This is a genomic window from Paenibacillus forsythiae T98, from assembly GCF_000520735.1.
Taxonomy (GTDB): Bacteria; Bacillota; Bacilli; order Paenibacillales; family Paenibacillaceae; genus Paenibacillus_AQ; species Paenibacillus_AQ forsythiae.
The window spans coordinates 1-10,750 of record NZ_ASSC01000153.1 but is presented as its reverse complement, the minus strand read 5'-3'; the positions used below and the strand labels follow the sequence as shown (position 1 = coordinate 10,750).

Here is a 10,750-nt window from a genome sequence, read left to right as displayed (position 1 = left end):
CGCACCGTCTCGCCTTCATGGAAGGCGCGGTCGGCGCCCAGATGGTATTTTACATCACCGGTCCAGCCGTAGTTGATGCCCATGGAGCCTTCGGATGGGAACAGCTCCTTGTTCGGTGAATGATGGAACTCGGAGAAAATAATATCGTACGGTTTGCCCAAAATATGCGCGAGCACATTCAAACGTCCCCGGTGGGCCATGCCCATCAGGATGTGCTCCGCGCCATCGTGCGCGGCCGCGCGGACAATTTCGTCCAGCATGGGAACAAGCGCGTCATTGCCTTCCAGACTGAACCGCTTCTGGCCGACGAACGTCTTGTGCAGGAACGTCTCGAACTGCTCCACCTGAATAAGCCGGCCGAGCAGCCCTTTGCGTTCCGCAGGCGTCAGCGGGGCGGGCGAGGTCGCCGATTCGGCCTGGCTGTTCAGCCAGCGAAGCTCCCGCTCGTCGTGGACATGGCCGAACTCGTAGGCGATCGTCTTGGTATAGGCTTGGCGCATCCGGTGGTAAGCGTCCCAGCCTGTCAGCACATCCTGCGGGGCGTTCTCCCAGATGAGCGAAGCCGGCAGGGCAAGCAAATCCTCGCGCGTAAGCTCATAAGTCTCGGGGTCCAGCCATTTGGCCATGGAGGTGTGGCCCTGTTCCAGCGGATCGATGTCGGCCGCTAAATGACCGAAAATGCGGATGCTGGCGATCAGCTTGGAGGCTCTGACCGCTTTGCGGAGCCAGTCGGTATCTGCGGACAGGGACGGTCCGGGAGTTCTGGCGGCCTCGGATGTTAGCGGAGGAGGACCGTAGACGGTGAACAGTTCGCGGTAGTGGGCTTCCACCGAAGAAGGATCTTCGGCGAAATGTTCGTACTTTTCCTGAATGTAGCCCAGATTGGGACCGTAATACTTGCTCCAGACGGATTCGTTGTAGGGCTCATTGGCTGGCATGAAACATCCTCCTAACGGTTAAACTCCAAAGACGGGGGGCGCACAGGAGGCCCGCTTTTGGAGCTGCGATGGTTACGTTTACATTCTATAATAAATATACATCATTATAAAGTTAATACCTCATCCTATTGTGCTCCTTTCAACATATGTAATCAATTCAAGCTTTCGTCTAATCCGTTCGAAAAAAGGAATCATTCATAAACAGGACCAAGCAGCTATATAATGGAATCATGCACTTCAAAAATAGTTGATTAGACGGCTTGAAAAACGGGTATTTGTTCTTTATAGTTCTTGTATACTACTAAGATCATACATATGTTCATGTTATTGCTAGTGTTGGAGGTTCGTTCATCTACGCTTCACTCTGTTTTTTCTCCGCGCACATTTAATTTTTTTCCAGAATTCGACACACTTTAGGGCTAGCTTCAGGTATAATATTCTTGCAAGTCCATTAATGAAGAAGAAGATTCAGATCCTTGAATGCAAGGGTCCAGTAAAAGGTAAACTTGCTGAAAGGCAGGGGCACAAAGTCTCGGGTCTAAGGTGATTTTTATATACTAAGACGGCCGGACTGCCTGGGGACAAAAATCTTAGGAGGAGATTTTTTGGACAAGTCCAACCAGGGGAAAATCGGAGAGCTGCAGACGTTAGATCTTGATATGGAATGGGTGTATTTGCTATTGAAAGCGAAGAAGCTTGGACTCCATGTGGATGAAATTCGTCGGTTCTTCAATGACAGGACACTTAAAGCAATGTAGCAAAGGGTCTAGCATCATCAATTGACAGGGGAAGTGGACATGGCGGCGCGGCGTCATGTCCTCTATATGTTTGAGAGCCTATGCTTAAGTTAGTTATCCTTCTGTTCAAGCCGCCACTTCTGGTAATCCAGAAACTCCTTGAACTCGCGCTTGCTGACGCCCGAGGCCATCGCCTCCTGTACCAGCTTGAACCATTCGGAATCGAGCGCTTCCTCCTGCGTATCGGAAATCTCTCCATAGAGAAGAATGTGAACGGAGACGTCCAGAGCCTCGGCAATTTTTTCAATGAATTGGATAGAGGGGTTGGATTGAATGTTGCGTTCAACATTGCTTAAGTATGATTTGGCCACATCAGCCTTGCCTGCCAGCTCGGATAAAGATAATCCCTTCTCCAGACGAAGATGCTGAATGTGTTGTCCTATATTGTCTGGCACGATGAGTTACGCCCCCCTCCTTGTTTTTTGGTACTAGTATAGCAAAGGTCCGCATACAAGGCAAAGCAGGCATTTTCCAGAAATTCTAATGAATCGGAAGCTGTCGGTGAACAGTCAGGGCAGACGGACACCCCGGGAGCTGACATACAGGTCATACCATTCCTTGCGGGTAAGCTCCAGCTTGTCGGCGCCTTCGCAGGCCGTGATGCGCTTCGGATTGACCGTCCCGATGACGGGCTGAATCGCCGCCGGATGCGTCATCAGCCAGGAGAGGACGACAGCCTCCGGGGTGACTCCTTTCTCGGCCGCCAGCGTTTGGACAAGGCGGGCGGTGCTGCGGACCGTCTCCGGTTCCTCGCCCCCCAGCGGGCGTCCGCTGTATTTGCCTTGGGCAAGCGGTCCCCAGGCTTGAAGCTGAATATTCTCAAGTCTGCAGTGCTCGATCGTTCCTTCGGGCATGCCCTGCTCTCTCCAGGCCTGCTGATTGACGCTTACGACTGAATCGAGCCAATAGATTTTCTCCAGGCTCATTTCCAGCTGATTGACGATCAATGGCTCGTCGCTGTATGCCTGAAGCAGCCTGATTTGGCTCTCGCTCATATTGGAGACGCCGAAATGCCGCACCTTGCCGGATTGCTTGAGAAGATGAAGCGCTTCGCCGACTTCTTCGGGGTCCATCAGCGGATCGGGCCGGTGGAGCAGCAGAATATCGAGATATTCGGCGCCGAGACGCGACAGAATGCCGTCCACGCTGCTCAGGATATGGCTCTTGGAGAAATCGAACACATTGGAGCTTTCCCCCGGTTCCGCCAGCTTGATGCCGCACTTCGATTGAAGAATAATGCTCTCGCGCAGCTCCGGCCGTTCTTTAAGGACGGTGCCGAATACTTTTTCCGCTTTGCCGCGGGTATAGATATCGGCGTGATCGAACATATTGACGCCGATGGAAAGCGCCGCTTCGACAGCTTCATGTCCTTCCTTGATCTGTTCTCCGGTAATCGCCTCACGGTCCCAGCCTCCGCCAAGGCCCATACAGCCCAGGACAATCCGGCTTGCGGGAATTCCGCGTTTGTTAAGTGGCAACGTTCTCAAATGCAATCCCTCCGTCATAGTGATAGATGGCTTCACAGCTATTGTACAGCTTTGGAAGCCGGCAGGATAGTTTAGATCGGCGAAGTCCGAGTATGGCCAGCTTCATCGACATGCGTCCTACTCCTTGCTTGCCGCCGGCTGCGGAGCTTTACTGCGGATGAACAAGCGGTCCTTCGGCATGAACAGCACAGCCGCGAGTCCGAGCACCGCCGGAATAAGCGCCCACAGGAATGTATGCGCAATGGAGGAAGACAGCGCGGCCGAAATTTTCTCAAGCACGGGAGCCGGAATCTGCGCTCTTGCTTCCGGGGTCAGCGCGGCGCGCGGGTCGCCGAACGCGGAGGACTGGGCGCTGCCGCCGAACGCGGCGCTCAGCTTGTCCGTGAACAGGTTGCGCTGGATGATGCCGAAGATCGTAATGCCAAGCGTCATGCCGAGCGAACGCATAAAGGTACAGGTTGACGTGGCTGAACCGCGCTGGCGGACATCGAAGTGATGGACGGAGGACATGTTGAGCACCGAGAAGGAGAAGCCGACGCCAAAGCCGGTCACAGCCATAAAGAGGTTGATCTGCAGGCGGGTGGTATCCGGCGACAAGGTCCCGAGCAGCGCGACGCCGGCGACGAAGAAGACGGTCGACAGCAGCATGATATTCCGGAAGCTGGCCCGGGCTGTAAGCTGGCCGCCAAGCTGGGCGCCGGCCACCGATCCGACCATCATCGGCATCAGAATCAGACCGGAATTCGTGGCGGAGCCGCCGAATACACCCTGAACGAAGATCGGGATGTAGACGGTCGCCACAATGAAGGCGGAGCCGTAGAACAGCGCGGCCAGGGCGCTTGTCGCGAACAGGCGATTCCGGAACATGCTGAAGGTGATGATGGGTTCAGCCGCGCTCCGTTCAATGAGCAGGAAGGCGATCAGAAGCATAGCGAAGCCCGCGAACAGGCCAAGAATGGCGGAGGAGCCCCAGGCATATTCCTGTCCGCCCAGCTCCAGAGCGAACATCAGGCAGATGATCGCGCCAACCAGCGTGAAGGCGCCGACCCAGTCGATCCGCTGCTTGGAGTGAGTTACCGATTCCTTATAGGCCAGGGCGATCATGACAAAGGCGATCACCCCGAGAGGGAGATTGATGTAGAAAATCCAGCGCCAGCCGACATAATCGGTGATGTACGCCCCGAGCAGCGGACCGAGCACGCTGGAGATGCCGAAGACCGCGCCGAACAGTCCCGTCATCTTGCCGCGCTTCTCAGGCGGAAAGATGTCAAATATAATCGTGAACGCAATCGGCATCAGTGCGCCGCCGCCCACACCTTGAATAGCGCGGTAAATACTGAGCTGGGTAATGCTGCCCGCGGTGCCGCAGAGGACTGAGCCGATGAGGAACAGCAGCAGGCCGAGCATGAAGAATCGCTTGCGTCCGTACATATCGGACAGCTTGCCGAAGATGGGAGTGCCGGCCATTACCATAACCATATACGCCGAGGTGACCCATACCAGCTTGTCCATCCCTCCGAGATCGGAGACAATCGTTCCCAGAGCCGCCGCTACGATCGTATTGTCCATGGCGGCCATCAGGACGCCCAGGAGCAGACCGGCAACGACCAGCTTCAGGTTGCTTTCTTTGGAATGCATTATTGGAAACTCCTTTTCTGTAAATTGGTGAAGCTTAATTATAGTGAACCCTCCCCCACTTAGCTTACGCTTGAAGTGGGGGCTTCGGTTGGCATCGATACAGGGTTGCATTCGCTGCGAGCTTCATGTTTGAAGACTCAATGCCTGTTGCACCCGAATGAGGGAAGCCAACGTCCAATACGTTCGTTTTGCCTGTTGCGAATACAGCAACATCACGCTTCGTGTTGCGGTGGACAAATCCACTGCCATCAAACGGTAGGCGCGCTCGTATTCGCAGGGTTGACCCTGGAAACCCGCATCTCCAGGAAATGAGCCATTTCGGTCACTTTCGTTTGGATGCGCCGTTTGGCCCAAAACTGGAGCTTGCTCGAAGCCGCCTGGCTCCCCACGTTCCTTTAGGCAGACGCATCTTCCCTAAATACTCCATGACGATGACCTTTGCGCGGTGCTTCTGGGCAAAGGCGACGATTTGATCGAGAGCGCCTCCATCGCAAGTTTGATGAATCTAGCATAACACAAGAACATATGTTTGTTAAGCGGACGTGTCTAACCCCCACCTTCGCTGTTGGTTTAGAGGTGGGGTTCTGCCGTTCCATTTATTCAGTTTCTGCGCCGCCCTGCGCCCGGAGAGCCAGAGGCCTACACGGCAGCTTCCGTGGTGCGCGGCTGTCTGGACTCGATGTAGCTGATAAAAAGCTCCGTAAGCTCCGGATCGAATTGGCTGCCCGCGCACGCCCGAAGCTCGACAATCGCCTCTTCCACCGATTTGGTCGGCTGGTAGGGCCGTTCCGTCGTCATGGCGTCAAAGGAATCGATAATGGTCAGCATCCGGCACAGTCTCGGAATTTCCTCGCCCTTGAAACCATGCGGATAGCCTTTGCCGTCGTATCTTTCGTGGTGCAGCTCGATATAGGGGGCCAAATCCTTGAATTTGTCGCCCATCAGCGCCATCTGCTTGCCCCAGGTGACATGCCATTTCACCATTTCCCACTCCTCGGGCGTGAGCTTTTCCTTCTTGTTCAGAATGCCCCAGGGAATTTCGAGCTTGCCGATGTCATGGATCAGCGCGCCCAGCGTGAACTGCCGTTTCGACAGGCTGTCCAGCGAGAGCACCTCGCTGATGTCCACGGCGTACCGGAATACCCGCTTGGAATGCTTGAAGGTCTCCATGTCCTTGTACATGAACAGGTTAAGCTGCTGCTCGATATCCCGCACATCCTGGCTGAAATCGATATCCTGCTCAAGCAGCGATTGGTGGCCGTAGACATGAACCATGTTCTTGCCCTGCTTCTTGGCGTAATACAGGGCCTGGTCGGCCTGGTCCACCAGCTCCGACTTGTCATGAATATCGGTGCGGTAGCCTGCGATTCCCGAAGAGAAGGACAGGCAGCCTTGAGGGAAAATCTCGGCCCCTTCGAAATGGGAGTTGTTCAGCGTCTTGCGCAGGCGGTCGAGAAAGCGCTTGGCCTGGTCGGTGTCGTAGGAGGGCATCAGGAGCGTAAATTCTTCCCCGCCATAGCGGGAGACGACCATTTCCTCGCTGCCGCATTCTTTTTTCAGCAATTCCGCCAAAAAAACAATCAGCCCGTCCCCCTTGAGATGGCCGAAGTGGTCGTTATATTTCTTGAAATCGTCGATATCGATCATAGCCAGCGACAACGAGGAGCCGGTGCTTCTGGATTTGCGCATTTCCTCTTCCAGCGTCAGCTCGAAATAGCTGTGGTTGAACAGGCCCGTCCGCAGGTCCCGGTTCGCGCGTTCCTCAATGTCCCGGTACATGGCGAACATCCGTTTGAAGGCGTAGGACAGCAGCACGCTGAGACAGAGAAACAGGGCCAGCCCGAAAATATGATTATGATAGAGCAGGATGACAAGCACAAGCGCCAGCACCAGCGTGCTGAGGTAGGCGATGATTGTATCCTTCAGCATTCCTTTCAGCGTCTCGTACAAATTCTCATTATAGAAGACATAGTAGTAGAAAGCGATCAGCATCGTATTCAAAATGAAGTATACCGCCATGCCCCCGGCGTACGCCGACAAATGCCCGTCCAGAAGCGGTCCCCGAACACCGCCCAGCGCGGCATAGGTGAAGGACGCCGAGGCGATAATGACCGAGTATATGGCAAAGTTGATGAGATGCTTCCACCAGATGGTCTTGCGTTCAATCAGAAAGATCATCGCTGACGAGACCAGCAGGACGGTCAGGCTGAATGCGGGGCCGAACACAAATATGCAGGCCAGATAGACGGAGGAGTCGAGGGATAACCCGTTGCCCTGCGGAGGAAGCTGGAATGTAAACACTGTCAATACCACAGCTGCTCCGGATAGCGCATATACCCATACCCAGGTTGGAGTGGTGTAGTGGATGAAAGCGCCCCGATTATACATCGTGAACAGCCCGAGTCCCGTCAGACAAATGGCGAGCACATAAAGGTGACTCAGGTGCAGCTTGGCGATGGCTGTTTTCCAATTTGGCAAAAGTTACCCTCCTCATCGCAAGTATCATCGTTGACCCATTTATTTTAAGGGATTTGCCGAAAATTTCATAGATGCCAAGGCGCAAAATACGGGAGCGGACTCGCAGGTCACGGCCTGTTCTCGGCATACCAAAAAAGCAGGCTGAACATCAGCCTGCTCCTGGTTTCGTTCAATTAACGGCCGCCGCCGATGAGTCTGAATCCGGAGGTCAACGCCATAACCACGGAAGCGACGATCACCGCGTTGATAATGATGCGGGAATACAGCATGCCGTCCCATCTCTTTTTCACAGGTCTTTCACTCCTTTCGATCATCGGACGTCAAGACTGCCCGGCTTCCATCTCCTGCGCTCGAATCCGCTTTCTGTCCGGAACAAGGATGTGCTGAAGGTAGAGGAAAATCCCGACATTCATCACAATATCGCCAACGCTGATGACCTGGGTGCGCGGATAAGGCCTGGACAGCGGGATAATGTCCCCGAGGAACGGCAGTCTGGTTGCGGAGTCCATCAGGAAGTGCTTCGTAACGACGGCTCCCGTCTGCAGAATATGTACGTAATAAGGGTCCAGAACCTTTGCCGCCTCCAGCGACACAGGCATCTTGCCGCCATTGACGGCCATGACGAGAAAGTTCAGAAAGACTCCGCCCAAAATAAACAGGAAGCCCGGAGTTCTTCGGTTCAACCACAGGATGTAAAGCCCTGCCACGTACACGGCGGCAAAGAAGATGCCGCTGAACGAAGCAAAGGCAGACGACCGGTCATTCAGTTCAAACACGACAAACTGGAGAAGCAACAGCAGGGGAAACCATAAGCCGCCTCTGATGCGCAGGCTGCCGAAACGGGTCAGTCCGTAGCGAAATCCGCCCCGGAGCAGCCCTACTGTTAATCCGAGCACAATACCGTCGTAGACCACGTTGAATGCTCCTATAATTATGTATTAATGAGACAGGAATCTGATATAGGGGGATATTCGGCCTAGAACATGGAAATCCTTCTGACCAGAACAATTTTTGCGAAATTCCCCGGGAATTGTGTCGAAAATTTAAAAAAGCGGGCGAATGGATTGATGTCGCTTGACATACCCCCATGGGGTATAATAAAGTGATGGTGAGGAGGGTGATGCATGGCGGCGCATGAGAAGCATGACGAAGGTGTTGCCCCGCAGTGCTGCGGCAGTGATTGCCATTCTTCCGGAGAACGCACAAGTCATCATACGCGGGAATTCAAGAACGGGCTGACTACCCGGCTTAACCGAATCGAAGGGCAGATCCGGGGCATTAAAGGCATGATTGAGCGCGACACCTACTGTGACGATGTCCTGACCCAGCTTGCGGCGGTCCAGTCGGCGCTTGGCAGCGTCGGGAAGCTGCTGCTTGAGGGCCATATGAAGAGCTGTATTATTGAAAGAATTGAAGCCGGAGAGCATGAGGTTATTGACGAACTGCTGATTACGGTCGGCAGATTAATGAAATAAGGAGAGGATTAATCATGGCGAATGTTGTATTGAATGTGGAAGGAATGTCCTGCGGACATTGCGTAAGCTCGGTGGAGAAAGCGGTTGGCAGCCTTGGAGCGTCCGCCAAAGTCGATCTGGCCTCCAAGACGGTAGCGGTTGATTATGACGACAGCAAGCTGAGTGTCGGAGCCATCAAGGAAGCGATCGAAGAACAGGGCTATGACGTAGTTTAACAGGCATGGATGGGGCACACGCCAAGGCATGGAGCGGCAGGGAAAGCAGTCCCGGGAAGGCGTTCCGCGCCTTCTCTTTTTTTAATTCATATACCCCCTATGGGTACCTGGAAGGAGTTGATCGCATGGAAAAAGCAGCAGAGATACCGGTAGAGCAGCAGGCGACCTTGCAGATCACGGGTATGACCTGCTCCGCTTGCGCGGCGCGCATCGAGAAAGGGCTGGCCCGGATGGAAGGCGTATCCCGGGCGAACGTCAATCTTGCGCTGGAGCAGGCGGCGGTCGGCTTCGATCCCAAGGTTGTCAGCGTGCCGAAGATTGAGGAGAAGATCCGGTCGCTCGGATACGATACGGTGAAGGAAGCGGCGGATTTTGATATTACGGGCATGACCTGCGCCGCCTGTTCGGCCCGGATTGAGAAGGTGCTTCGCAAGCTGCCGGGTATCGCCGAAGTCAACGTTAACCTTGCGCTGGAAACGGCGCATGTGGAATATACGCCGGGGATGATTACCACCGGGGAGATTATCGCCAAGGTCGACTCGATCGGCTATAAAGCCTCACTGAAGGAGGATCGGAAGGAGACCGCCGGCCGGCGGGAGCTTGAAATCAGCCGCAAGCGCCTGAAGTGGATGATCTCGGCGCTGCTGTCGCTGCCCCTTCTGTGGGCGATGGCCGGGCATTTCTCCTTCACTTCCTGGCTTCCCGTACCGGGGCTGTTCATGAATCCGTGGTTCCAGCTTGTTCTGGCTACCCCGGTACAGTTCATTATCGGCTGGCAGTTCTATGTCGGCGCCTACAAGGCGCTTCGTAACGGCAGCGCCAACATGGATGTTCTGGTGGCGCTGGGCACGTCGGCCGCTTACTTCTACAGCTTGTATCTTACGCTTGATTCCCTGAGTATGCGCGGCATGAATCATACCGTCGAAATGTATTATGAGACGGGAGCCGTGCTGATTACGCTCATTTTGGTCGGCAAATGGTTCGAGGCGCTTGCCAAGGGCCGCTCCTCTGACGCCATCCGCAGCCTGATGGGCCTGCAGGCCAAGACGGCGCTGGTCGTCCGTGAAGGAACGGAAACGAGCGTCCCCGTGGAGGAGGTTGTGATCGGGGACATCGTACTGGTGAAGCCGGGTACGAAGATTCCCGTTGACGGCGAAGTCGTCGACGGCTTGTCCTCGGTGGACGAATCCATGCTGACCGGCGAGAGCATTCCGGTGGAGAAGAAGCCGGGCGACCCCGTGATCGGAGCGACGGTGAACAAGAACGGCGTGCTGAGGATCAAGGCCCGCAAGGTGGGCCGCGACACGGCGCTGGCCCAGATTATCCGCGTAGTCGAGGAAGCGCAAGGCTCCAAGGCGCCGATTCAGCGGGTGGCGGACGTTATTTCCGGCATCTTCGTGCCGATCGTGGTGGCGATTGCGGCGCTGACGTTCCTCATCTGGTATCTCTGGGCCGCTCCGGGACAGTTCGCGGAAGCTCTGGAGAAAGGGATTGCCGTACTGGTTATCGCCTGCCCCTGCGCGCTGGGCCTGGCGACGCCGACCTCGATTATGGCCGGCTCGGGAAGAGCGGCGGAGCTTGGCATTCTGTTCAAGGGCGGCGAGCATCTGGAAGCCGCGCAGGGCATTCAGCTCGTCGTGCTCGACAAGACGGGCACCGTGACGAGCGGCAAGCCGGTGCTTACGGATGTCCTCGTATCTCCGGACTTTCGGGGTGCGCTGG

The 10,750-nt window shown here is 55.2% G+C and carries 11 protein-coding genes and 1 riboswitch; of the genes, 4 read left to right on the top strand and 7 right to left on the bottom strand.

Annotation, left to right across the window (positions count from 1 at the left end):
• Nucleotides 1-938: thiamine pyrophosphate-dependent enzyme (locus L692_RS0105905; protein ID WP_025698061.1), on the bottom strand; the 938-nt coding region annotated here is incomplete at its 3' end.
• A gap of 489 nt (nt 939-1,427) precedes the next feature.
• Nucleotides 1,428-1,517: riboswitch (cyclic di-GMP riboswitch) on the top strand.
• Between the two features lie 26 nt (nt 1,518-1,543).
• Here L692_RS0105905 and sinI point away from each other — a divergent pair.
• Nucleotides 1,544-1,696: a DNA-binding anti-repressor SinI gene (gene sinI / locus L692_RS33410; RefSeq protein WP_084463095.1), complete on the top strand. Its 153-nt coding sequence runs from the start codon at nt 1,544-1,546 to the stop codon at nt 1,694-1,696.
• An 89-nt stretch (nt 1,697-1,785) separates the two neighbouring features.
• Here the strand turns inward: sinI and L692_RS0105895 are convergent, their stop codons facing one another.
• From L692_RS0105895 to L692_RS0105870, 6 genes are all read right to left on the bottom strand, one after another.
• Nucleotides 1,786-2,130, bottom strand: coding sequence for a helix-turn-helix domain-containing protein (locus tag L692_RS0105895; protein WP_025698059.1), 345 nt, complete (start codon nt 2,128-2,130; stop codon nt 1,786-1,788).
• Nucleotides 2,131-2,244: 114 nt separating this feature from the next.
• Nucleotides 2,245-3,222 carry an aldo/keto reductase gene (locus tag L692_RS0105890; protein ID WP_025698058.1) on the bottom strand — a complete coding sequence of 326 codons (978 nt, stop codon included), beginning with the start codon at nt 3,220-3,222 and terminating at the stop codon, nt 2,245-2,247.
• Entirely contained in the window at nt 3,203-3,334 is a 132-nt protein-coding gene (locus L692_RS33785) for a hypothetical protein (RefSeq protein WP_269636715.1), read from the bottom strand. The genes L692_RS0105890 and L692_RS33785 overlap by 20 nt, the downstream gene beginning before the upstream one ends.
• Before the next feature lie 5 nt (nt 3,335-3,339).
• On the bottom strand, nt 3,340-4,860 hold the full coding sequence (locus L692_RS0105885; protein ID WP_025698057.1) for an MDR family MFS transporter: 1,521 nt from the start codon (nt 4,858-4,860) through the stop codon (nt 3,340-3,342).
• Nucleotides 4,861-5,499: 639 nt separating this feature from the next.
• Nucleotides 5,500-7,338, bottom strand: a complete 1,839-nt coding sequence (locus tag L692_RS0105880; protein ID WP_025698055.1) for a bifunctional diguanylate cyclase/phosphohydrolase — start codon at nt 7,336-7,338, stop codon at nt 5,500-5,502.
• 320 nt (nt 7,339-7,658) lie between these two features.
• Entirely contained in the window at nt 7,659-8,252 is a 594-nt protein-coding gene (locus L692_RS0105870) for a DUF5317 domain-containing protein (protein WP_025698053.1), read from the bottom strand.
• A 210-nt stretch (nt 8,253-8,462) separates the two neighbouring features.
• Here L692_RS0105870 and L692_RS0105865 point away from each other — a divergent pair, with 210 nt between their 5' ends.
• The 3 genes from L692_RS0105865 to L692_RS0105855 all read left to right on the top strand — a co-directional run.
• A complete protein-coding gene (locus L692_RS0105865; RefSeq protein ID WP_025698051.1) occupies nt 8,463-8,813 on the top strand; it encodes a metal-sensitive transcriptional regulator in 351 nt (116 codons plus the stop codon).
• A 14-nt stretch (nt 8,814-8,827) separates the two neighbouring features.
• On the top strand, nt 8,828-9,028 hold the full coding sequence (locus L692_RS0105860) for a copper ion binding protein (RefSeq protein WP_025698049.1): 201 nt from the start codon (nt 8,828-8,830) through the stop codon (nt 9,026-9,028).
• A 125-nt stretch (nt 9,029-9,153) separates the two neighbouring features.
• On the top strand, nt 9,154-10,750 hold a 1,597-nt coding region (locus L692_RS0105855; RefSeq protein WP_025698047.1), incomplete at its 3' end, for a heavy metal translocating P-type ATPase.

Bases quoted from the DNA above. Each gene is read 5' to 3' on its own strand.
- L692_RS33785 (WP_269636715.1), bottom strand. From the start codon at position 3,334: ATGTCGATGAAGCTGGCCATACTCGGACTTCGCCGATCTAAACTATCC.
- L692_RS0105885 (WP_025698057.1), bottom strand. From the start codon at position 4,860: ATGCATTCCAAAGAAAGCAACCTGAAGCTGGTCGTTGCCGGTCTGCTC.
- L692_RS0105865 (WP_025698051.1), top strand. From the start codon at position 8,463: ATGGCGGCGCATGAGAAGCATGACGAAGGTGTTGCCCCGCAGTGCTGC.
- L692_RS0105860 (WP_025698049.1), top strand. From the start codon at position 8,828: ATGGCGAATGTTGTATTGAATGTGGAAGGAATGTCCTGCGGACATTGC.